The sequence below is a fragment of the Amycolatopsis mongoliensis genome, from assembly GCF_030285665.1.
Taxonomy (GTDB): domain Bacteria; phylum Actinomycetota; class Actinomycetes; order Mycobacteriales; family Pseudonocardiaceae; genus Amycolatopsis; species Amycolatopsis mongoliensis.
Window position 1 is genome coordinate 9,747,267 of the sequence record NZ_CP127295.1, and the last position, 20,897, is coordinate 9,768,163.

Consider the following 20,897-nt stretch of genomic DNA (forward strand, 5'->3'; position numbering starts at 1 on the left):
CGGGTTCGGCCGGGTGTGGCCAACGTCAGGCGGGCACGGTCGTGCCTTCCTTCGTGCGGTCGACGTCGTCGTCGGTGTTCACGGTGTCGACGATCTCATCGGCGACCGCGCTGCGCTCGGGCGCGATCAGCCCGAGGCCGACGTAGAGGGCGAGCGAGACCAGGATCGGCGTCGCGATGAGCACCGTCTGGTTCGCGCTGAAGACGTAGTAGCAGAGCCCGTAGGCGATCAGGCCGCCCGCCCACGAGACCAGCGCCGCGCGCGGGCCGCACTTGCGGAACCACGGCAGCATGCCCAGCAGCAGCGGGATCGAGATCGGGCCCATCAGCGCGGCGACCCAGTTGACGACGATCTGCAGCACGCCGCCGAGGTTCTGCGCCTGCGTGGCCACGAGCATGGTCAGCGCGACGAAGATCACCGTGGTGATCCGCGCCGCCTTGAGGCCCTGGACGTCGGTCCACTGCCGGGTGCGGCGGACCATCGCCGGGATCATGTCGCGGGTGATCACCGCGGAGATCGCGTTGGCGTCGGAGGAGACCATCGCCATGGTGTGCGAGAAGATCCCGGCCAGCACCAGGCCGACCAGGCCCGGCGGCAGGAACGTCGTCGTCATGATGGCGTAGGACTGCGTCGGGTCCTTGATACCGGGGATGAGCAGCGGCGCCGCGAACATCGGGAACATCAGCACCAGCGGCCACAAGAGGTACAGCGCGGACGAAAGCCGCGCGCCGCGCCGGGCCTCGTGGGTGTTCGGCGCCGCCATGTAGCGCTGCGCCAGGTTCCACATGCCTCCGTTGTACTCCAGCGTCTTCACGAGCACGTAAACGAGCAAGAAGATGGTGGTGTACTTGGACGTCACCGGGTCGGTGTGGTTCTCGGGCAGCTTGTCCCACATCGTCCAGAGCGCGGAGATCCCGCCCAGCTTGCCCAGCACCACCACGATCATCACGATCGCGGCGATGCCCTGGATGACGAACTGGCCGAAGTCGGTGAGCGCGTCGGCCCACAGACCGCCGATGGTGCAGTAGACGAGGGTGACGGCGCCGGTGATCAGGATGCCGAGGTTGTAGTCCAGCCCGGCGAAGACGTGCAGCAGCGTCGCGACGGCGAACCACTTGGCCGCGATGTCGAAGATCTTCAGTAGGCTGCCGCTCCAGGCGAGCGCCTGCTGCGTCGGCACGTTGTACCGCTTCGCCAGGTATTCCAGCGGAGAGGCGACGCCGAGCTTCGAGCGCAGCCGGTTCCACCGGGCGGCGAACAGCCAGCTGCCGATCCCGACGCCGATACCGATGCTGGCGAAGCCCCAGAAGTACACGGTGACGCCGCTGGTGTACGCCACGCCCGCGTACGCGACGAAGAGCACGGCGCTGTAGCCGGACATGTGGTGCGAGATCCCCGCCAGCCACCACGGCATCTTGCCGCCGGCCGTGAAGAAGTCCTTCACGTCGCTGACCCGTTTGTGCGACCACCAGCCGATCACGATCATCAGCGCGAAGTACGCGCAGACCATCGTCCAGTCGAGTGCGTGCACCGCAGGCTCCTTTCCGCGTCCACGGTGATGCGGTCTCGCAAGAGATGTTCACATCCATGAACGGAGTCTGTTATAGTGATTATGTTCATCCATAAGAACGTTGTTCGGGACGCTAATATGGCCGGAGTCACAAGTCAACGGCCGGACGGAGGAGCACAAATGCCGCAGAAGGTGGACAACCCGGTAGCGGCCGACGGTGCCCCCGCCGAGTCGTCGGGAGTGAAGTCCGCGCGCCGGGCCGTCGACCTCATCGAGACCTTCGCGGCGAACGACGTCTGGCTGTCGCTGTCCGACCTGCACGCGCGCACGGGCTTCCCCCGCTCGTCGCTGCACGGCCTGCTGCGGACACTGCTGGAAGCCGGCTGGCTGGAGGCGGACGCCAACACCGCCCGCTACCGCCTGGGCGTCCGCGCGCTGATCTGCGGCACGGCGTACCTGGACCGCGACGCCGTCGTCCCGTTCGCCACCGAGGCCCTGGAACGCATCCGGGAGAAGACCGGCTTCACCGCGCACTTCGCGCGGCGCAACGGCACCGAGGTCGTCTACCTGGAGACGCGCGAATCGCAGCGTTCCACGCACCTCGTCTCCCGCGTCGGGCGCACGCTCCCCACGCACGCGACCGCGCTGGGCAAGGCGCTGCTGGCCGAGCTGACGCACGACGAGATCGAGGCGCTGATGCCGGCGACGCTGACCGCGCTCACGCCGAACACCATCACCACGCTCGAAGGCCTGCACGCCGAGTGCGCCGCCACCCGCGAGCGCGGGTACGCCGCCGAGGTCGAGGAAGGCACGCTCGGCGTCCGGTGCGTCGCCGCGGTGATCCCCTACCGGATCCCGGGCACGGACGCGATCAGCTGCTCGATGCCGATCTCCCAGGTGACCGACGCCGACGCCCAGCGCGTCGGCGAGCTGCTCGCCGAAACCACCGCCGAGCTCGGGCAGCAGCTGCGCCGGGCCGGGATTCGCTGACCGCCGCCCTTACCGAGAGGACCACCATGACGGACCAGCGTGTGCTCATCACCGGGTCGGCGGGCGTCGTCGGCACCCTGATGCGGCCCCGCTTGAAGCGCGACGGCCGGGTGCTGCGCCTGCTCGACCTGGCTCCGCAGACGGCGTCCGACGCCTCCGAAGAGATCGTGACGGCGTCGGTCACCGACCCGGAGGCGATGGCCGCGGCGTGCGAAGGGGTCGACGCGCTGATCCACCTCGGCGGGCACAGCCGCGAGAACTCCTGGGAAGCGACCCTCGACGTCAACATCAACGGCACGCACACGGTGCTGGAGGCGGCGCGTTCCGCCGGGATCAGCCGCGTGATCCTGGCGTCGAGCAACCACGCGGTCGGTTTCCGCCGGAACGACTCCGACCTCCCCGCGGATTCTTCCCCGCGCCCGGACACGTACTACGGCGTCAGCAAGGCGGCGATCGAGGCGCTCGGCAGCCTGTACCACTCGCGGTTCGGCATGGACGTGATCGTGATCCGGATCGGCTCGTGCTTCGAGACGCCGTTGCCGCTGGGCCCGCGCGGCCTGACGACGTGGCTGTCGCCGGACGACGGCGCCCGGCTGTTCGAGGCGTGTCTCTCCGCGCCGTCGCCGGGGTACCGGCTGATCTGGGGCGTCTCGGACAACACGCGCCGGATCTACTCCCTGTCCGAAGCGGAGGCGCTGGGCTACAAGTCCCTGGACGACGCCGAGGTGTACGCGGAGCAGCTGGCTTCGAAGCCGGCCCCGACGGGCGCGGCGGCCGAGTACGTCGGCGGCCCGTTCTGCACCGCTCCCCTGGGCGTCTTCAACCCCCTCTGACGTTCCGTGAATGGCACATTGAGGGACTTCAAGTCCCTCAATGTGCCATTCACGGCTTTTGGTACTAGTACCTTGGCGGCTTTCCGTGTGACCGGACCGTCGCCAGGGTGGCGCCATGATCTTGAAATCCCGCCGCGCGCGGAAGTGGACCATCGTCGTGGCGTGCGTGCTGGTCGTCGTGCTCGCCGGCGCGTTCACCCTGTTCGAGGTGTCGAAGTCGCGGACCTTCCAGTTCTTCGGCACCCTCGTGAACCGCGTCGACACCACCGAAAAGATCGTCGCGCTCACCTTCGACGACGGTCCCGACCCGGCCGGCACCCACGCGATCCTCGACACCCTGAAGAGCCGCCAGGTGCCCGCGACCTTCTTCCTCATCGGCCGGGACATCGCCGCGCACCCCGACCTCGCGCGCGACATCGCCGCGGCCGGCCACGAACTCGGCAACCACAGCTTCAGCCACGAGCGGATGATCGGCGTGACGCCGGCCTGGGTCGCCGACGAGGTCGAGGCCACCGACGCGCTCATCCGCGGCACCGGCTACACCGGCGAGATCCTCTTCCGGCCCCCGAACGGCAAGAAGCTCTTCGCGCTCCCGCACTACCTCGCCGAGCACGACCGCACCACGATCACCTGGGACGTCGAGCCGGACTCCGAGGGCACGCCCGACGCCGCCACCGTCGCACGCACCACGCTCGGCCAGGTCCGGCCCGGCTCGATCGTGCTGCTGCACGCCATGTACGCCTCCCGGGAGCAGACCCGGCAGGCGATCGGGCCGGTCGTCGACGGGCTCAAGCAGCGCGGCTACCGGTTCGTGACCGTGTCACAGCTGCTGGCAGCTCGACACTGACGACCCACTCGCCGTCCCGCGGCCCGTGCGTCAGCACTCCCCCGGCCGCCGCTGCCTGCTCCGCGAGCCCGGCGAGACCGTAGCCCTCGCCGGACCGCGGAGTCCCTTTGACCGTGTTGCGCGCGGTGATCGTCACCTGGTCGCCGGCTTCGACGTCGAACCGCAGCCGGACGCCGGGACCGTTGTGCCGCAACGCGTTCACGGCCGTCTCCGCGACGAACCGGTCCGCCAGCTCCCGCAGCGGCCGGGGCAGGGCGGGCAGCACCGGGTCGCGGTCGAGGACGAGACCCGCGGTGCGGAGCCGGGCCAGCACCTCGGCGAGGTCGGGGGCGCGGTCTTCGTCCTCCCTGAGGTCGTCGAGCGTGCGCCGGACCAGCGTGAGCGCGCCACGCCCGGCGGCCAGGAGGGTGTCGAGACGTTCCCGGTCCGCGTCGGTCAGGTCGCCGACCGCGCGCAACGTCTCCGCCTGCACCAGCATCACGGCCGTCGTCTGGGCGAGCGTGTCGTGCAGCCGCCGGGCCGCGCGCTCGGCCCGGTCGGCGAGCGCACGCCGGCGTTCGGCGCCGAGCAGCCAGGCGACCGCGCAGATCGTGATGGCCACGAGGGTGCCGTCGAACGGGCCCTTCGCCGGGAACACGGCGCCGCCGACCACGAGCGCCGCCGCGGCCGCGAGCCACCGCTGCGGCGTGCTGTAGAGCGCGAGGAGCACCGGCACGTACATCGTGTTGCGCGGCTGGTCGTGCAGCAGGTGCCCGGCCGTCGCGAGGGTGACGGCCACCAGCACGACGGCGGGCGCGCGGCGCGACCACAGCAGCGGGACCAGCTGGACCGCGCTGAGCAGCGCGGCGACCCAGCCCTGGTGCGGGGTCCAGGCGCCGCTGGCGAAGAACACCGCCGCGGCCGCGACCGTCGTGACGAGAGACTGGCGCATGCGCCCGACACTAGAGTGCGGGCATGATCCGGGTTCAGGTCGTCGACGACCACGCGCTCGTGCGCGAGGGCATCGCGCTGATCCTGGGTGCGCAGCCGGACCTCGACGTCGTCGCGCAGTACGCGAGCGGCCCGGAGCTGCTCGCCTCCGCTGTCGACGCCGACGTCGTCCTGCTCGACCTCTACCTGCCCGGCATGGACGGCCTCGAAGTCCTGCGCCGCCTGGCCGCCCCCGCGCCGCGCGTCCTCATGCTGACCACGGTCGGCCGGCCCCGCGAAATCCGCGAAGCGCTCGCCGCGGGCGCGGCCGGGTTCGTGCTGAAGGACTCCTCCGGCGACGAGCTCGCGGCCGCCGTCCGGGCCGCCCACCAGGGCGTGACCGCGCTGAGCCCGGCGGTGGCCTCGGCGCTGAGCGGCGGTGGTGCGCTGACCCCGCGCGAACGGGACGTGCTGGAGCTGCTCGGCGAGGGACTGTCCAATCGGGACATCGCGGCGCGGCTGCGGCTGGCCGAGCGGACGGTCAAGGTGCACGTCGGGAACGTCCTCGCCAAGCTGGGCGTCACCAGCCGCACGCAGGCCGCGCTCGTGGCGCGGGACCGGTGACCTGGCTTTCGCCCTGGTGCGCGGAGCACCTGGGGAGCACGCCGGCCGAAGTGCTCTTCGCACGGCAATCCCTTTCCTCGGTCTGCGGCGTGCGGCCGGCCGACGGCCGAGAGGTCGTGGTGAAGGCCCGTGAGGACGACGGCCGGGCCACGTCGTGCGTCACCGCGCAGGCCCGGCTGGCGGAGCGCGGGTTCCCGTGTCCCCGGCCGCTCACCGCGGTGTCCGTCACCGGCGGCCTGGCCGTGCACGCCGAGGAGTACCGGCCCGGTGGTGAAGTGCTGCGCGGCGACACCCCGGACGTCGCCGTGCGCTACGCGGCGGTGTTCGCGCGGCTGATGACCGAGCTGGCCGACGTGGTCGTCGCACCGCCGCTGCCGAACCCGCGCTGGGCACGGTGGGACCACGCCGATCCCGGGCTGTGGCCCGCGATCGGGTTCCTCGACGAACGGGACCAGAGCGCCGTTCCCCGCCACGTCGTCGACACGGCCGTCCAGGCCCGTGACCGGCTGCTCGCCGCCGAGCTGCCGTGCGTGCTGGGCCACGCCGACTTCGAAGCGCAGAACCTCCGCTGGCACGACGAGGTCCGGGCGGTGCACGACTGGGACAGCCTGGCGTGGCAGCCGGAAGCGGCGCTCGCAGGCGCGGCCTCCGGGGCGTTCGCCAGTGACTCGCCCCCGACGCTGGCCCCGATCGGAAGTTCCGCGGCTTTCCTGGCGGCGTACCAGGAGTTCCGCGGACGGCGGTTCACGGCGGAGGAGCACGAAGTCGCCTGGGCGGCCGGCCTCTGGCCCGCGCTGCACAACGCCCGCTGGGAAGCGCTGCACGGCGATCCCCCGGTGTGCGGCGAGGCCGTCCGCGCGCAGGCGGCCGAGCGGCTGGCTAACGGCGGCCGTAGGCGGCCATGAACATGTTCAGCAGCGCGTCGACGGTCGTCTCGTCGGCGACGCGGTTCGACAGCAGGTAGCGGTAGTAGAGCGTGCCGCACAGGACCTCGGCCGGGAACGTCAGGTCGACCCCGCCGACGAGCTCCCCGGCCTCCTGGGCCCGGGTGATCCGGGCGAGGGTGCTTTCCTCGACGGTGCGCAGGAACCGGTCGTGCAGCGTGGCCCGCAGCCCCTCGTCGGCCTGCGCCTCGGCGATCACCGCCCGGTAGACGGGCCCGATCGGCGGAGCGGCGAGCGCGGGGGCCGACCGCAGGAACTGCTCACGCAGGTCGGCGCGGACGTCCCCGGTGTCGTGGTAGCCGAGGTCGGTGGTCCACGCGCGGCTGAGCGCGTCCAGCAGGAGCGCCGCCATGGTCGGCCAGCGCCGGTAGATCGTGTGCTTCCCGACGCCGGCCCGGCGCGCGACGGCCTCGATGCTGAGGCCCGCGTACCCGACCTCGGCCGCCAGGTCGAGCGTCACCTGGAGCAGTTCGTCGGTCCGGGCGGCGCCCCGGCGGCGCGGTTCCTCGGCCATGCCGCGATCATAACGGCACGCACCGTGCCATTGACATCCCCACCGTTCGCCGGGCAAGCTGGCGCCTATCGGCACGCGTCGTGCCGATAGACCGAAGGAGAACTGCCATGGGGACATTCACCGCCGAAGAGCGGGCCGCGATGAAGGAGCACGCCAAGGAGCTGAAGACCGCGGCGCGCCGCGCGTCCCAGGCGGACAAGGCGGCGCAGGCGGAGCGGGACGTGCTCGCGAAGATCGCCGAGATGCAGCCGGCGGACCGGGTCCTGGCCGAGCGCGTCCACGCCGTCGTCACCGCGACCGCGCCGGTCCTGGAGCCGAAGCTGTGGTACGGCATGCCGTCCTACGCGCTCGACGGCAAGATCGTCTGCTTCTTCCAGAGCGCGGAGAAGTTCAAGGCGCGCTACGCGACCCTGGGCTTCAGCGACCAGGCAAACCTGGACGACGGCCCGATGTGGCCGGCGGGCTTCGCGCTGACGGACGTCACCCCGGCGGTGGAGAAGAGAATCGCCGCGCTGGTCGCGCAAGCGGTGAAGTGAGCCGGTGCCGGGCTTGTACAACCCGTGTACGGGCCCGGCTTACCGTCGCGCGGCATGTCGAAGAAACTGCTCTCGCTGGGTTTGTTCGCTGCACTCGCGGCCACGGTCGTCGCCGCGCCCGACGCCTCCGCCGCCGTGAAGACCTACTACGTCGACCAGACCCTCGGCAGCGACAGCGCGGCCGGCACCTCCCAGTCCGCGCCGTGGAAGTCGCTCGCCAAGGTCGCCGCGACCACCCTCGCCCCCGGCGACACCGTGCTGCTGCGCCGCGGCCGGACCTGGAGCGGCGGGCTCGCGGTGCGCGGCTCCGGCAGCGCGTCGGCCCCCGTCACGATCGGCGCGTACGGCGACGGCGCACGCCCGATCGTCCAGGGCAACGAGGAAGCGTGCGTCACCCTGCCCGGCGACTACGTGACGGTGCAGGACCTGCAGGTCGGCGTCGCGGCCGACGCCGGGCGCTGCTCCTGGGCCGGCGTCGAGGTCGGCGGTGACCACGACAAGGTGCTGTCGAACTACGTCACCGGCGCCGGCGCCGGCGTCTACATCGCGCCATCCGCCGACGGCACCGAGGTCACGCAGAACGACCTCGTCGACAACAACCACATGACCGTCGTGACGCCGGGCGGCAACGACGACTCCGGCGCGTTCGCGATCCTGGTGCAGGGCAACGGGTCCGACATCGGCTGGAACCGGATCAGCGGGTCGATCGCGGTGAGCGAAGACTTCGGCGGCCTCGACGGCGCCGCCGTGGAGATCTTCTACGGCTCGGACAACGTCATCCACCACAACATCGCCGAGGACAACGAGTCCTTCACCGAGCTCGGCACCGACGCCGACGACCCGGACGGGGTGTCCCGCAACAACGTCTACGAGTACAACGCGGTCTTCGGCGCCAAGACGCGCGGCGGCATCGTGACGCGCAGCGCCGAGGACGGCAACGGCCCGGTGACCGGCACGGTCTTCCGCAACAACTCCGTGCGGCTGAGCAACGCCGAGTCCGAGGGCTTCGTCTGCTACGGCGGCTGCACGAACCAGACGCTGAAGCTCACGCAGAACGTCATCCAGTCCGCCATGAAGGTCGGGTACGCCGACGACGGCTGGACCGCGACCGATCACAACGTCTTCTTCGGCGGGCAACGGCAGTTCACGCCGGGCGCCACGGACAAGGTCGCCGACCCGAAGTTCACCTCCGCCGCGAACCTGGTCCTCACCGCGGGCAGCCCGGCCATCGGCCTGGGCACGACGAAGTACGCCGACATCGACGTCGACGGGAACGCCGTCGGCACGCGGGTCGACGCCGGCGCCTACCAGTTCACCCCCTGACGTACCGGGTCAGCATCGCCACCAGCTCGGTCTCCAGCTTCCCGGTGTCCACCGGCTCGTGGTCGGCGACGAGCTGGTGGATCACCAGCTCGACCGTCGTGACGATCAGCCGGGCCGCCGTCTCCGTGTCGGCGACCCGGACCGCGGGGTGGCCGTCCAGGAGCTCCCGCATGTAGGCGACCAGGTTCTTCTTGAGCACCTCGACCTTCTCGAGGACGTCGGTCGACTTCGGGGCCTGCTCCAGCAGCACCCGCAACAGCCGGGGCTCGTCGAGGTGGCTTTCGATCGCGCCGCGGACGAAGAGGCGGAAGATCTCCTCGATCGGGCCGGGCAGCTCTTCGCGCTGGACCCGTTCGGCGATCGCCGCGCCGTCGTCGAGGTGGCGGACGAGCAGCTCGGCGAGGATCGCGTCCTTGTTCGGGAAGTACTGGTAGAGCGAGCCGATGGAGATCCCGGCCCGCTCGGCGATGCGGTTCGTGGTGCCCGCGGCGTAGCCGTGCTCGCCGAAAACGTGAGCAGCCGCCGTCAGGATCCGCTGCCGGGTCAGCTCGGCGCGGACCTGCCGGGGCTGTTTACGTGGCTGGATGCGGCGCTGGTCCGGCGTCACGGCACTCCCTTCCGCGCGGCTCGAAAGCGAGTAGCGCAAGACCTGAGTATTTGCTCATAATTGTGCCATGACCAGCACAAACACGCTGAGCACCCGGTACCGGCGGGTGTCCATGGCCGAAGTGCGGAGCCGGCTGGGCACGCCCGAGGAGATGCTCGAGGGCAAGAAGCTCGACCACGTCGACAAGCACGCCCGCCGGTTCATCGCGCACGCGCCGTTCCTCGCGCTGGCCACCTCCGACACCGCGGGCCGTGCGGACTGCTCGCCCCGCGGCGACTACCCCGGCTTCGTGAAGGTCCTCGACGAGCACACGCTCGCGCTGCCCGACCGGCCCGGCAACAAGATCGCCGACTCGTTCCGCAACATCGCCGAGAACGACGGCGTCGGCCTGCTGTTCCTCGTCCCCGGCATGCGGGAAACGCTGCGCGTCAACGGAAGCGCGTACGTCACCGACGACCCGGACGTGCTCGCCCGGATGCGCACCGAGGCCAAGGCACCGGTGCTGGCCGTCATCGTCGAGGTCGCCGAGGCGTACTTCCACTGCGGCCGGGCGCTGCTGCGGTCGCGGCTGTGGGACCCGGCCAGTCAGGCGCTGGCCGCGGAACTGCCGTCGGCCGGCGAGATCGTCACCGACCAGCTGGGCCTGGCCGTCGACCCGGCGGTGTTCGAGCAGGTCCTCGAAGACAGCTACCGGAAGTTGTACTGACCATGCAGAAAACGATGCTGGAGAGCGTCGAGCGGGTCGCCGACGACGTCGTCTCGTTGGTGCTTCGCGGTGATGAAGGGCTCCTCGAGGCGTGGGAGCCGGGGGCGCACATCGACCTCGCGCTGCCGAACTGGCTGACGCGGCAGTACTCGCTGTGCGGTGACCCCGGTGACCTCTCGGCGTACCGGATCGCCGTCCGGCTCGACCCGCTGAGCCGGGGCGGGTCGGAGTACGTCCATTGCTACCTCCGCCCGGGACGGACGCTCGAAGTCTCCTCGCCGCGCAACCACTTCCCGCTCGTTCCCGCACCGGAGTACCTGTTCCTGGCCGGCGGGATCGGGATCACGCCGATCGTGCCGATGCTGCAGGCGGCCGTCACCGCCGGGGCGGCCGCTTCGCTGGTGTACGTGGGACGGTCGGCTTCGAGCATGCCGTTCGCGGCGGAACTCGTTGACACGTATGGCGAACGCGTTTCGCTGTTCTCCCGAGGCCGGCCGGATCTCGCCTCTCTTGCCGTGGCCCCCGAGGCCGAGGTCTACTGCTGCGGACCGGCGTCGATGCTGGCCACGGCGGAGGCGGTGTTCCCGCGGGTGCACACCGAACGCTTCCAGCCGACGCAGCGCGTTTTCGGGCCGGACTCCGCGTTCGAGGTCGTCTGCGCGCGGTCCGGGGCGACGATCCAGGTCCCGGCCGACGAGTCGCTGCTCGACGCCCTGAACCACGCCGGGCGCCCGGTGCCCTCCGGGTGCCGCGAAGGCGTCTGCGGGAGCTGCGAGCTGGCGGTGCTCGACGGCGAACCCGAGCACCGGGACGACATCGGCACACCGCCGGGGCGCATGTACGCGTGCGTGTCGCGGGCGTTGTCGCCGCGGCTCGTGCTGGACGTCTGATGATCCCGAAGGTGCGCCGCCCTTCTTCCCGGCGGATGATCACGCTCGAAGTCCTCGCGAACACCGCGCCCAGCCCGGCGTTCCGGACCATCACGCTGGGCGGCCCCGGGGTGGCGGACCTCGAGGTGGCCGGCGACGACCAGGCCGTCCGGCTGTTCTTCCCGCGGGTGGGCCAGGACGGGCTGCGAATGCCGACCCTGCACAACGAGGGCTGGATGGCCGAAGTGCTGATGCTGCCGAAGTCGCGCCGGCCGTGGGTGCGCAACTACACGGTCCGGCGAGCGCGTCCCGGGGAGATCGACATCGAGTTCGCGCTCCACGACGGGGACGCCCCGGCGGCCGCGTGGGCCCGGCGCGCCCGCCCCGGCGACCCGGCGGGCATCTTCGACCTGGGCGTGAGCTACCTGCCACCGCCCGGGGTGGCGTGGCAGCTGCTGGCCGGGGACGAGAGCGCGGTGCCGGCGATCCTGGCGATCCTCGAGCACGCTCCGGCCGACCTGGTGGCCGAGGTGTTCCTGGAGGTGCCGTCGGCCGCGGACGTCCGGGCGGTCTCGGCCCCGCCGGGGGTGCGGGTGCACTGGCTGCCGCGTCCCCGGCCGGGCCGCCCGGGGGTGCTGGCGCTGGAGACGGTCCTCGCGGCCGACCTGCCCGGTGGCCGGGCCTACGCGTGGGTCGCCGGCGAAGCCGCGCTGGCCACGGGAGTGCGCCGTCACCTGGTGCGCGACCGCGGCTGGGCGAAGTCCGGCATCGCGTTCCTGGGCTACTGGCGCCACGGCCGGGCCGCACCGGGCTGAGCACCCGGAGAGCCGGCTCGTGAGCCGACGGTCCGGGTACGCGAACCGACCGTCCAGGCGAGCACGTAGACCGCCGCGGCCAGGGCGAACCCGCGGACCGCGCCGAGCAGCAGGCACCGCACCCAGTCGTAGCCGCTCACCCGGCTCACCGGATCGGTCAGGCCGAGCAGCGCGCCGGCCACCAGACCCACGCCGAGCCCGGCGAGCACGAGCGTCCGGAGGGCGCGCGGGAGCACCGGCCAGGCGCGGTCCGCCCGCGGCGTCCGGCGGTACCAGCGCACCGACACGACCCCGAGCAGGACGAGACCCAGCACCGAGGAGACGTAGCCGACGACGTTGTACAACCGGTGCGGCCCGGTCACCGGCACCCCCAGCAGCGGCCAGTGCCGGACCATGAAGCCGGCCGTGTGCGTGAAGGCGTCCCAGAGCAGGTGGGTGGCCGCTCCCACCACGATCGCCACCACCGCTGCGGGCCACCGCACGCGCACGGCCGGCCGCGGCACCCGGTCCCGCAGGCCCGCCGGGCCGAGCGCCAGGACCGGGCCGGGCACGGCGTAACCCGCCACGACCAGGACCAGCCCCAGCAGCAGGTCCAGCGTCACGAGCCCGAGCGGCTCGTGGGTGAGCTCGCCGCCGGGCACGGGCAGGTAGTAGGCGACGTCGGGCGCCAGCGAGCCCGCCACGAGGCCCGGCAGCCACAGCCGGCGGGCCAGCGGCAGCACGGCGGCCGGGTGGGCGAAGGTGAACGGCAACGGACTCCCCGGGATTCGGACGGACAGCAGGAGGACGCCTGGCCTGCGTACCCGGTTGGCCGGGCGCGCGTCGCGTACCATCGCGGGCAGCCTCGACGTCGAGGAGGCAGGCGTGGGCGAACTCGGGCTGACCGACACCAACGGCATCCTCGCGCTGCCCTGGGTCCGGCCCGAACGCACCAGCGCCGGGCTCGGCTGGGACCGGGTCTACGTCTCCAAGCAGCGGGAACGTCCCTACCGCGCCGAGTTCGCGCCCGCCCGCAGCCACCAGCTGATCCTGCACCTCGACGGGCCCGTGACGGTCCGGCGCGGCGTCGGGACCCCGCGCGAGCGCAGCCACCGGATGCCCGCCGGCGGGCTGTTCCTGCAGCCTTCGCACGCGGACCTGTCGGTCGAGCTCGGCGGGGACCTCGAAACCGTGCACGTGTACGTCGCCGACGACGCCGTGCAGGAGGCCGCCGGCGAGCACGCGCCGGTGCGGCTCGCCGAAGAGCTCGGCAGCTCCGACCCCCTGCTCGAACAGCTGGTGCTCAGCCTCGACGGCGTGGTCCGCGACTGGGAGCCGAGCGCCCGCACGTACGCCGACCAGCTGGGCGCGCTCGTCGCGGCGCAGCTGGTCCGCCGCCACCGCGCCGGCCCGGCCCGCGAGCCCGAGCCGGCGCGGGGTCTCTCCGACCGCCAGTTCGCGCGGGTCCGCGACCTGATGGCGGAGCGCCTGGCCGAGCCGGTGCCGCTGGCGGAGCTGGCCGCGCTCGCCGGGCTGAGCGTGAGCCAGTTTTCGCGGCAGTTCAAGGCCCGCACGGGCGTGCCACCCCACCGGTTCCTGCTGCGGCTGCGGGTGGAGCAGGCGGGGCTGCTGCTGCGCACGGGCACCGACCCGATCGCCGAGATAGCGGTCCGCTGCGGCTTTTCCCACCAGGAGCATCTGACGCGGGTGCTGCGTGCCCAGCTGGGCACGACCCCGGCAGCGCTGCGCCGGGCACGCTGACCCGGATCACGTGAGTTCCGGCTTGGTCACGCCGATCACGGCGCGGAGCCCGTCGGGCGGCACGCGCGTTTCGTGCCGCTCCGCAGCACGAACGTGCAGGACCCCACCGCGCGGCAACCGGATACTCCCCCGCATGACCTCGTTCACCTACGCCGCGAACCCCGTCCGGGTGGTCTTCGGCCGCGGCACTCTCGGCACCCTCGGTGACGAGGCGCGCCGCCTCGGGCTGCGCCGCGTCCTGCTCGTCGGCAGTCCCCGGTACGCCGACCGCGCCGCCGAGGTGCTCGGCCCGCTGCTGGCCGCGCGCTTCGAAGACGCTGCCATGCACACCCCCGTCGACGTCACCGAGCGCGCGCTCAAGGTCGTCGCCGAGTACGACGTCGACGGCGTCGTCGCCATCGGCGGCGGCTCGGCCACCGGGCTGGCCAAGGCGATCGCCCTGCACACCGACCTGCCGCAGCTGATCGTCCCGACGACGTACGCGGGCTCCGAACTCACCGAGGTCCTCGGCCAGACCGCCGACGGCCGCAAGACCACCCAGAAGAACCCGAAGGTCCGGCCGGAGACGGTCGTCTACGACGTCGACCTCACGCTCGGGCTGCCCGTGCCCCTCTCCGCCGCCAGCGGCCTCAACGCGCTCGCCCACGCCGTCGAGGCCCGCTACGCCCCCGACGCCAACCCGATGACCGACCTGCTCGCCGCGGAAGCGGCGAAGCTGCTCACGAGCGCCTTGCCCCGCATCGCGAAGGATCCGTCCGATGTGGACGCCCGCACCGACGCCCTGCGCGGCGCGTGGCTGGCCGGCACCTGTCTCGACGCCGTCTCGATGGGCCTGCACCACCAGCTCTGCCACCTCCTCGGCGGCAAGTTCGGCCTTCCCCATGCGGAGACGCACGCGGTCCTGCTCCCGTACGTCATGGCTCACAAGGGGCTCGAGGACGCCGGTGAGATCTTCGAACTCGCCGCGAGCCTCCCGATCCCGCACTCGCTGGCCGAGCTGGGCCTCACCGAAGCCGACATCGCCGACGAGCCGGAAGCAGGCCTGCTCCGCGAAGCGGTCAACGGCACCCGCCCGGCCAGTCCCCCGAGCCTCAAGGCGCTGACGAAACAGGTCGTCGACAGCTTCGCCGGCGCGCCGGACCGCGTCCGCGAACTCCTCACGGACCTGGTCGAGACGCTGCACGGCTACGCCATCCGCACCGACCTCACGCAGGACGAGTGGGAATACGCGATCGGGTTCCTGACCCGGGCCGGCCACATCACCACCGAGACCCGGCAGGAGTTCATCCTGCTGTCGGACACTCTCGGCGTGTCGAGCGTCGTCGACGTCCTGACGAACTCGCGCACGCCGGACACGACGCCGTCGGCCGTGCTCGGCCCGTTCTACGTCGAAGGACCGCCCGAGACCCCGCAGGGCGCCGACATCGCGGAGGGGCTGACGGGCACTCCCCTGTGGACTGACGTCCGGGTCACCGACACCGATGACCGGCCGGTGCCGGACGCGATCGTGGACGTCTGGCAGTCCAATGAGGACGGCTTCTACGACGTCCAGCTGCCCGACGTCGACGGCCCGGTGCTGCGCGCCCGGTTCCGCACCGACGCCGAGGGCCGGCTGCGGTTCCGGACCATCGTGCCGAGCGCGTACCCGATCCCCGCCGACGGCCCGGTCGGGCAGCTGCTCGACGCCGTCGGGCGGCACCCCTACCGGGCGCCCCACGTGCACTTCATGATCGCCAAGCCCGGCTACCGGACGCTGATCACCCAGCTGTTCGTCGCCGGGGGCGAATACCTCGACTCGGACACCGTGTTCGGCGTCAAGGACGGCCTGATCGTCGACTTCACCGAGCAGCCCGGCGAAGTCGGGCGGCGGCTCGAGTTCACCTTCCGGATCTCAGGGAGCACGAGATGAGCTACGACACCGACGTCATCGTGGTCGGCAGCGGCCCGGCGGGCGGTTCCGCCGCGCTGCTGCTCGCCACCTACGGCGTGCCGACCGTGCTGGCCACCAAGTACGGCTGGATGGCCAACACGCCCCGCGCGCACATCACCAACCAGCGCACCATGGAGGTGCTGCGCGACCTCGGCGTCGAGCAGAAGGCCCTGGACGTCGGCACGCCGCCGGAGCTGATGGGCGACACCGTGCTCTGCACGTCCCTGACCGGGCCGGAGATCGGCCGCATCGCCAGCTGGGGCACCGGCGACGCCTCGGCGGCCGAGTACGCCGCGGCGAGCCCGTGCCACATGATCGACCTGCCGCAGACCTACCTCGAGCCGATCCTGGCCAGTGAGGCCGCCGCGCGCGGCGCGAAACTGCGGCTGGACACCGAGTTCCTCGACTTCACCCAGGACGCCGACGGCGTCACGGCCAGGTTCCGCGACCGCGTCCGCGGCGACGAGTTCACCCTGCGCGCCCGGTACCTGATCGGCGCGGACGGCGCGCGCAGCCGCGTCGCCGAGCAGGCCGGCCTGCCGATCGCCGGGCAGACCGGCAAGGCGGGCAGCATGAACATCACGTTCACCGCCGACCTCGCGCCGTACGTGGCGCACCGCCCGAGCGTCCTGTACTGGGTGATGCGGCCGGGCGCGCACCTCGGCGGGATCGGGATGGGCCTGGTCCGGATGGTGCGGCCGTGGAACGAGTGGCTGCTGACCTGGGGCTACGACATCGAGCAGGCCCCGCCCGAGGTCGACGTCGAAGAGGCGACCCGGCTGGTGCGCGACCTGGTCGGCGACCCGGACCTGGACGTCGAGATCACCTCGACGTCGCTGTGGACGGTCAACCACAACTACGCGACCGAGTACCGCAGCGGCCGGGTGTTCTGCGCCGGGGACGCGGTGCACCGGCACCCGCCGTCCAACGGGCTCGGCTCGAACACTTCGATCCAGGACTCCTACAACCTCGCGTGGAAGCTCGCGATGGTGCTTCGCGGCGAAGCGGGCGAAGGGCTTCTGGACAGCTACAGCGCGGAGCGGGCGCCGGTCGGCAAGCAGATCGTCGACCGCGCGAACCTGAGCCGCGACCAGTTCGGGCCGATCTTCGCCGCGCTGGGCATCACCGGCGACACCGACGCCGACGGCATCACCGCCGGGCTCGAGACCTGCCTCGCGCCCACGGCCGAGGGCGCGGCGAAACGGCGTGAACTGGAGAAGGCCATCGAGCTGAAGCACTACGAGTTCAACGCCCACGGTGTCGAGATGGACCAGCGGTACTCGTCGGGCGCGGTGCTGCCCGACGGGGTCGTGGCGCTCGCCGAGCGTGATCCCGAGCTGTTCCACCGGCCGAGCACCGAGCCGGGGGCGAAGCTGCCGCACGCCTGGCTGGTCGGCCCGCACGGGCGTCGGGTGTCCACTTTGGACCTCGTGGGCGGCGGCCGCTGGACGGTGCTGACCGGGCTGACCGGCACGGCGTGGTGCGACGCGGCGGCCAAGGCGGGCGCCGAGCTGGGCCTCGACCTGCGCGCGGTGCGCGTCGGCGACCCGGAAGGCCGCGACGCGTACGGCGACTGGTCCCGCCTCAGCGGCATCGACGAAGACGGCTGTCTCCTGGTCCGCCCGGACGGCTACGTCGCCTGGCGCCACCACACCGCGTCCCTCGAGGCGGCAAAGTCCCTCCTGACCGCCTTGCGAACCCTCCTCGACCGTGCGTGAAGGGTCGACACGCGTGATCAGGGAGCCGACACGCGTGATTGAAGCGACGACACGCCGGGACCGGCCGCGGTAGCTCGTGTCGACCCTTCAATCACGCGTGTCGACCTCTCAATCACGCGTGTCGGCCCTTCTGTCACGGGGTGGTGACCTGGGTGAAGGTGACCGGGATCTTCGGGGGGCCGCTGCCGTCGCCGATGCCGGGGCGGGACGGGTCGATGCCGCCGCGGGCGACGTTGTCCAGCACACCGAGGCCGGCGTCATCGATGCTGCCGAACACCGTGTACTCCGGCGAAATCCGGACGTCGCCGAAGACGAGGAAGAACTGGGACCCACCCGAGTCGGGCTCGGCCGTCTTCGCCATGGCGAGGACGCCGCGGCCGTAGGTCAGCTCGGGGAAAACCTCGTCGCGGATCGTGTACCCGGGGCCGCCGGTGCCGTCGCCCACCGGGTCGCCGCACTGGAGCATCTGCAGCCCGGACGTCACCGACAGCCGGTGGCACGACGTGCCGTCGTAGAACCCCTGCTTCACCAGGCTCAGGAAGTTGACCACGGTGCACGGCGCGAGCGCGCGGTCGAGGGTGAGCCCGATGGTGCCCGCGCTCGTCGCGAGCCGCACGGGGACGGTGCCGGACGACGACGCGGGGCCGTCGGGCGGTGGCGCGACCTTCTTCGGCGCCGGTGACGTCGAGTCCGGGGTGAAGGCGCAGGTCACCGGGTCGGCCAGCGGCTTCGACCGCTTCGGCATCCGGGCCGGGCCGATATTGGGCAGCGTGTACGCAGCGCTCGGGGCGGTGGTCGTCGACGACGACGGGGCGAGGAACGGGGGCGACGTCGCGGGCCCCGTCCCGATGGCGCTCTTGGCCTCGTCGTCGCGCAGGAAGCCGGGATAGCCCCAGGCCAGGAAGGCCAGCGCCATCACGATGACGACGACGACCGAACCGGTGATCAGCACGACGGCGGCGGGCGAGGTCTTCTTCGGCGGGACCGGCGGCTGCCACTGCGGGTACTGGGAGAACTGCTGGCGAGGCTGCTGCGGGCCGGATCCCGGACCGGGCGGCCACGGCGGTGCCCCGCCCGGACTGTCCCCGCCTGGTCGCTCCCCCGGCTCGCTCATCCCCGCTCCCCTCGTCAGGAAGCCCATTCTGCCGGGCGGGCCGGCTCCCCGGGCACGAACGCGGAAAGCCGGCCCGATCGTCCCCTCACGGCAGCCCCCACGGCACGCTCGGCCCGGACGGCTCGACCGGCCGCACCCCGAAGTCCGGCCGGTCCCCCTTCCGGTACACGAAGGCGTCCTCACCGCGCCCCAGCTCCACCTGCACGTCCCCGTTCGCCAACCGCCGCCGGCGCCGCGCACGACCTCGCGCGTCCGTCACCACGAGCTCGCCCTCGATGCCGGGCCGCAGCACGCAGGGCGCCCCGGCCTCGCTGTGCACCTTCAGCCAGCGCGTCTTCCCGCCCGCCCGGGACGCGCTCAGCAGGAACGCGCCTTCGGTGCGGAAGTCCCGCAGCGCGATGTCACCCCAGGCCGCGGGCACCGCCGGGAACAGCCGGACCACGCCACCCCAGCTCTGCACCAGCATGTCCTGCATCGACTTCGCCGCCGACAACGGCGTCTCGATGACCGGCCCCGACTCCTTGTACATCGTGTTCGGCTGGATGAACCGCCGCTGCAGCTCGCCGAGGTAGAACGCCGCCTGCTCGCCGCGCAGCATCTGCGCCGAGATCGACGCGGCCCCGGTGAACGTGTAGCCCTGCAGCGCGCCCTCGAAGCCGACCCAGTGGTTCAACGACGTCTCGATGATCTGCCGGTGCTCCGGCTGCTCCCACGTGACGTCGTGGAGCGGGTAGATCTGCAGCAGGTGTGAGTAGTGCCGGTGCGACTTCGCGAACGGCACGCCGGCCCCGATCATGTACCCGTTCGCATCGGCCGGGTAGCCCACCAGCGACGCCAGGACGTTCCGCCACTTCGGCGCCAGCGGGTCGCCCGGCGCGGTCTGCAGCAGCGTCTTGCACCCCCAGCGGATCAGCGAGAGGTCGTAGTTGCAGTCCGGCGCGTCGACGCCGTATTCGGGCGAGAACGTCGGCGGCAGGTGCAGCTTCCCGTCCGGGCCCGGCGCGAGGAAGTGCAGGTAGTAGCTGATCGCCTTGCGCAGCAACGGGACCAGCGTGCCGGTCAGCAGCTTCCGGTCCATGGTGTGGCGGTAGGACAGCCACACGTTGTGCAGCGCCCAGGTCAGGTTGCCGACCTCCGGGGTCGGCGGGTCCTGCCCCGGCACCCCGACGGGAAACCCGCTCGTGGCGTTCGAAACACCGTTGAGCAGCGTCATGTCGGTCGTGCGCGGGATGCCCGCGGAATCGGCCTGGTACGGGGTCGCGACCTGGCTGGTCAGGTTGGCGCGGTACTTGTCGAGGGCGAAGCTGACGGCGTCCAGTTCCAGGTGGTTCGAGCCGTGGATCAGCCAGTACTCGAGCTGGACGTTGAGGTTCCACCACGTCGCCGGCCACGGCGTGTTCTCCAGCCACGGCCCGGACGTCGCCATCACCGGTGCCTCGCGCCGGGCCGCCGACGCGATCTTGTACAGCTGGATCCAGTAGAAGCCCTGCAGCCGGGTGTCCGGAATGGACACGAAGCTCGCCCGGTAGTAGTCGTGCCACCAGCGCCGGTGGTCCTGGGTCAGCGCACCGAACGGCTCGGCGCGGCGGACCGTGCCGAGCGCCCGCGCCGCCGCCGTCTTCGCCGGGTGCGACCACGCCACCGACGTGTACAGCGTGCGCGTGCCGCCGCGGGTGACCTCCCGCCAGGCCGTCACGTGCTCGCCGCCGGCCAGCAGCGGCTGGACGGCCAGCCGCGCGTCGCCGCTGCCGGACAGCTGCACCGCCGGGTTCGCGGTGTAGCCGGCGGGCGGCGGCTTGTTCCACACCGGGTCGGCGCGCGGGCTGACGGCGACCGCCGGGTGGAACACCCACGCGAACGCCCGTTCCCCCTCGGACGGGCGGACCTCGACGGCCAGCAGCGACTGTCCGGTGTGGACGATCGCGCGCAGGCTCAGGCTGCCGGCCGCGGTCGTGATCGTGCCGGTCAGCTCGGCGTTCCACAGGTCCATCCGCCAGTCGATCGCGGTGATCGCCCCGACCGGTTCGAGGGTGAAGTACCCGATCGGCAGCCGGGCCAGGCCGAACAGCGAGCCGAACTCCGGGCGGTGGTCCTGGACCTGGCTGTGCTGGACGGTGAAGCGGATGGCGTTCCGCCCCGGTTCGGCGTAGCTGCCCGAGCCGAGGAACCCGTTGCCCAGGAACGGGCCCTCGTACCAGGTCTTCGGCAGCCGTCGCCAGTACAGGTCCGCGGTGCCGAGGAACCCGGCCCAGCCGAAGTCGTCGCTGCCGGGGGCGTCGGCGAAGGCGGGCGTGATCCCCGCCGCGCCCGCCGCGATCCCGGCGAGTGCCCCGCCGAGCACGGTTCTGCGGGTGATGTCCATTCCGAC

At 72.0% G+C, this 20,897-nt stretch carries 20 protein-coding genes; 13 read left to right on the forward strand and 7 right to left on the reverse strand.

Annotated features, from left to right (window positions below; all coding sequences use genetic code 11):
• Nucleotides 1-25 precede the first annotated feature (25 nt).
• Nucleotides 26-1,531, reverse strand: a complete 1,506-nt coding sequence (locus tag QRX60_RS46680; protein ID WP_285997884.1) for a sodium:solute symporter family protein — start codon at nucleotides 1,529-1,531, stop codon at nucleotides 26-28.
• A 159-nt stretch (nucleotides 1,532-1,690) separates the two neighbouring features.
• Here QRX60_RS46680 and QRX60_RS46685 point away from each other — a divergent pair, with 159 nt between their 5' ends.
• From QRX60_RS46685 to QRX60_RS46695, 3 genes are all read left to right on the forward strand, one after another.
• Nucleotides 1,691-2,500, forward strand: a complete 810-nt coding sequence (locus QRX60_RS46685) for an IclR family transcriptional regulator (protein WP_285997885.1) — start codon at nucleotides 1,691-1,693, stop codon at nucleotides 2,498-2,500.
• Nucleotides 2,501-2,526: 26 nt separating this feature from the next.
• On the forward strand, nucleotides 2,527-3,333 hold the full coding sequence (locus tag QRX60_RS46690; protein WP_285997886.1) for an NAD-dependent epimerase/dehydratase family protein: 807 nt from the start codon (nucleotides 2,527-2,529) through the stop codon (nucleotides 3,331-3,333).
• A 115-nt stretch (nucleotides 3,334-3,448) separates the two neighbouring features.
• Nucleotides 3,449-4,180: a polysaccharide deacetylase family protein gene (locus QRX60_RS46695; protein ID WP_285997887.1), complete on the forward strand. Its 732-nt coding sequence runs from the start codon at nucleotides 3,449-3,451 to the stop codon at nucleotides 4,178-4,180.
• Here the strand turns inward: QRX60_RS46695 and QRX60_RS46700 are convergent.
• Nucleotides 4,122-5,111, reverse strand: coding sequence for a histidine kinase (locus QRX60_RS46700; protein ID WP_285997888.1), 990 nt, complete (start codon nucleotides 5,109-5,111; stop codon nucleotides 4,122-4,124). The two genes, QRX60_RS46695 and QRX60_RS46700, sit on opposite strands and share 59 nt — an antisense overlap.
• A 23-nt stretch (nucleotides 5,112-5,134) precedes the next feature.
• On the opposite strand from QRX60_RS46700, the gene QRX60_RS46705 reads away from it, so the two are divergent.
• Both QRX60_RS46705 and QRX60_RS46710 read left to right on the forward strand, forming a co-directional pair.
• Nucleotides 5,135-5,713, forward strand: coding sequence for a LuxR C-terminal-related transcriptional regulator (locus QRX60_RS46705; protein WP_285997889.1), 579 nt, complete (start codon nucleotides 5,135-5,137; stop codon nucleotides 5,711-5,713).
• Entirely contained in the window at nucleotides 5,710-6,618 is a 909-nt protein-coding gene (locus QRX60_RS46710) for an aminoglycoside phosphotransferase/kinase family protein (protein ID WP_285997890.1), read from the forward strand. The genes QRX60_RS46705 and QRX60_RS46710 overlap by 4 nt, the downstream gene beginning before the upstream one ends.
• Here the strand turns inward: QRX60_RS46710 and QRX60_RS46715 are convergent.
• Nucleotides 6,593-7,171, reverse strand: a complete 579-nt coding sequence (locus QRX60_RS46715; protein WP_285997891.1) for a TetR/AcrR family transcriptional regulator — start codon at nucleotides 7,169-7,171, stop codon at nucleotides 6,593-6,595. The two genes, QRX60_RS46710 and QRX60_RS46715, sit on opposite strands and share 26 nt — an antisense overlap.
• 107 nt (nucleotides 7,172-7,278) lie before the next feature.
• Between QRX60_RS46715 and QRX60_RS46720 the strand changes: the two genes are divergently transcribed.
• Together QRX60_RS46720 and QRX60_RS46725 are read left to right on the forward strand one after the other, a co-directional pair.
• A complete protein-coding gene (locus tag QRX60_RS46720) occupies nucleotides 7,279-7,707 on the forward strand; it encodes an iron chaperone (RefSeq protein WP_285997892.1) in 429 nt (142 codons plus the stop codon).
• A gap of 54 nt (nucleotides 7,708-7,761) precedes the next feature.
• A complete protein-coding gene (locus tag QRX60_RS46725) occupies nucleotides 7,762-9,030 on the forward strand; it encodes a right-handed parallel beta-helix repeat-containing protein (RefSeq protein ID WP_285997893.1) in 1,269 nt (422 codons plus the stop codon).
• Here QRX60_RS46725 and QRX60_RS46730 read toward each other — a convergent pair.
• Nucleotides 9,020-9,637 (reverse strand): TetR/AcrR family transcriptional regulator, encoded by a 618-nt coding sequence (locus QRX60_RS46730; RefSeq protein WP_285997894.1) that lies wholly within the window; start codon nucleotides 9,635-9,637, stop codon nucleotides 9,020-9,022. The two genes, QRX60_RS46725 and QRX60_RS46730, sit on opposite strands and share 11 nt — an antisense overlap.
• A gap of 67 nt (nucleotides 9,638-9,704) precedes the next feature.
• Between QRX60_RS46730 and QRX60_RS46735 the strand changes: the two genes are divergently transcribed.
• The 3 genes from QRX60_RS46735 to QRX60_RS46745 are packed head-to-tail and all read left to right on the forward strand — an operon-like array spanning nucleotide 9,705 to nucleotide 12,027.
• Nucleotides 9,705-10,343 (forward strand): MSMEG_1061 family FMN-dependent PPOX-type flavoprotein, encoded by a 639-nt coding sequence (locus QRX60_RS46735; RefSeq protein ID WP_285997895.1) that lies wholly within the window; start codon nucleotides 9,705-9,707, stop codon nucleotides 10,341-10,343.
• A 2-nt stretch (nucleotides 10,344-10,345) separates the two neighbouring features.
• The gene (locus QRX60_RS46740) at nucleotides 10,346-11,233 is read left to right on the forward strand and encodes a PDR/VanB family oxidoreductase (RefSeq protein ID WP_285997896.1); all 888 of its coding nucleotides are present in this window, start codon (nucleotides 10,346-10,348) and stop codon (nucleotides 11,231-11,233) included.
• Nucleotides 11,233-12,027 (forward strand): siderophore-interacting protein, encoded by a 795-nt coding sequence (locus QRX60_RS46745; protein WP_285997897.1) that lies wholly within the window; start codon nucleotides 11,233-11,235, stop codon nucleotides 12,025-12,027. Before QRX60_RS46740 ends, QRX60_RS46745 begins: the two co-directional genes overlap by 1 nt.
• On the opposite strand, the gene QRX60_RS46750 is transcribed toward QRX60_RS46745, so the two are convergent.
• Nucleotides 11,994-12,779: a DUF4184 family protein gene (locus tag QRX60_RS46750; RefSeq protein ID WP_285997898.1), complete on the reverse strand. Its 786-nt coding sequence runs from the start codon at nucleotides 12,777-12,779 to the stop codon at nucleotides 11,994-11,996. The two genes, QRX60_RS46745 and QRX60_RS46750, sit on opposite strands and share 34 nt — an antisense overlap.
• A gap of 112 nt (nucleotides 12,780-12,891) precedes the next feature.
• Between QRX60_RS46750 and QRX60_RS46755 the strand changes: the two genes are divergently transcribed.
• The 3 genes from QRX60_RS46755 (at nucleotide 12,892) to QRX60_RS46765 (ending at nucleotide 17,415) form a co-directional block, all read left to right on the forward strand.
• Nucleotides 12,892-13,767 carry a helix-turn-helix domain-containing protein gene (locus tag QRX60_RS46755; RefSeq protein ID WP_285997899.1) on the forward strand — a complete coding sequence of 292 codons (876 nt, stop codon included), beginning with the start codon at nucleotides 12,892-12,894 and terminating at the stop codon, nucleotides 13,765-13,767.
• 133 nt (nucleotides 13,768-13,900) lie between these two features.
• Nucleotides 13,901-15,676: a maleylacetate reductase and hydroxyquinol 1,2-dioxygenase domain-containing protein gene (locus QRX60_RS46760; RefSeq protein WP_285997900.1), complete on the forward strand. Its 1,776-nt coding sequence runs from the start codon at nucleotides 13,901-13,903 to the stop codon at nucleotides 15,674-15,676.
• Entirely contained in the window at nucleotides 15,673-17,415 is a 1,743-nt protein-coding gene (locus tag QRX60_RS46765) for an FAD-dependent monooxygenase (protein ID WP_285997901.1), read from the forward strand. The genes QRX60_RS46760 and QRX60_RS46765 overlap by 4 nt, the downstream gene beginning before the upstream one ends.
• 133 nt (nucleotides 17,416-17,548) lie before the next feature.
• Here QRX60_RS46765 and QRX60_RS46770 read toward each other — a convergent pair whose 3' ends face one another.
• Both QRX60_RS46770 and QRX60_RS46775 read right to left on the reverse strand, forming a co-directional pair.
• Complete coding sequence (locus QRX60_RS46770) at nucleotides 17,549-18,529, reverse strand: peptidylprolyl isomerase (RefSeq protein ID WP_285997902.1); 981 nt, start codon at nucleotides 18,527-18,529, stop codon at nucleotides 17,549-17,551.
• 85 nt (nucleotides 18,530-18,614) lie between these two features.
• Nucleotides 18,615-20,891 (reverse strand): glycosyl hydrolase family 95 catalytic domain-containing protein, encoded by a 2,277-nt coding sequence (locus QRX60_RS46775; RefSeq protein ID WP_285997903.1) that lies wholly within the window; start codon nucleotides 20,889-20,891, stop codon nucleotides 18,615-18,617.
• Between the last annotated feature and the right edge of the window lie 6 nt (nucleotides 20,892-20,897).

What these genes read in the sequence shown, in the direction of transcription:
- QRX60_RS46775 (WP_285997903.1), bottom strand. Translation starts at nt 20,891, where the DNA reads ATGGACATCACCCGCAGAACCGTGCTCGGCGGGGCACTCGCCGGGATC.
- QRX60_RS46770 (WP_285997902.1), bottom strand. Translation starts at nt 18,529, where the DNA reads ATGAGCGAGCCGGGGGAGCGACCAGGCGGGGACAGTCCGGGCGGGGCA.
- QRX60_RS46700 (WP_285997888.1), bottom strand. Translation starts at nt 5,111, where the DNA reads ATGCGCCAGTCTCTCGTCACGACGGTCGCGGCCGCGGCGGTGTTCTTC.
- QRX60_RS46765 (WP_285997901.1), top strand. Translation starts at nt 15,673, where the DNA reads ATGAGCTACGACACCGACGTCATCGTGGTCGGCAGCGGCCCGGCGGGC.
- QRX60_RS46735 (WP_285997895.1), top strand. Translation starts at nt 9,705, where the DNA reads ATGACCAGCACAAACACGCTGAGCACCCGGTACCGGCGGGTGTCCATG.
- QRX60_RS46745 (WP_285997897.1), top strand. Translation starts at nt 11,233, where the DNA reads ATGATCCCGAAGGTGCGCCGCCCTTCTTCCCGGCGGATGATCACGCTC.
- QRX60_RS46740 (WP_285997896.1), top strand. Translation starts at nt 10,346, where the DNA reads ATGCAGAAAACGATGCTGGAGAGCGTCGAGCGGGTCGCCGACGACGTC.
- QRX60_RS46690 (WP_285997886.1), top strand. Translation starts at nt 2,527, where the DNA reads ATGACGGACCAGCGTGTGCTCATCACCGGGTCGGCGGGCGTCGTCGGC.
- QRX60_RS46715 (WP_285997891.1), bottom strand. Translation starts at nt 7,171, where the DNA reads ATGGCCGAGGAACCGCGCCGCCGGGGCGCCGCCCGGACCGACGAACTG.
- QRX60_RS46725 (WP_285997893.1), top strand. Translation starts at nt 7,762, where the DNA reads ATGTCGAAGAAACTGCTCTCGCTGGGTTTGTTCGCTGCACTCGCGGCC.
- QRX60_RS46760 (WP_285997900.1), top strand. Translation starts at nt 13,901, where the DNA reads ATGACCTCGTTCACCTACGCCGCGAACCCCGTCCGGGTGGTCTTCGGC.
- QRX60_RS46705 (WP_285997889.1), top strand. Translation starts at nt 5,135, where the DNA reads ATGATCCGGGTTCAGGTCGTCGACGACCACGCGCTCGTGCGCGAGGGC.
- QRX60_RS46720 (WP_285997892.1), top strand. Translation starts at nt 7,279, where the DNA reads ATGGGGACATTCACCGCCGAAGAGCGGGCCGCGATGAAGGAGCACGCC.
- QRX60_RS46695 (WP_285997887.1), top strand. Translation starts at nt 3,449, where the DNA reads ATGATCTTGAAATCCCGCCGCGCGCGGAAGTGGACCATCGTCGTGGCG.
- QRX60_RS46685 (WP_285997885.1), top strand. Translation starts at nt 1,691, where the DNA reads ATGCCGCAGAAGGTGGACAACCCGGTAGCGGCCGACGGTGCCCCCGCC.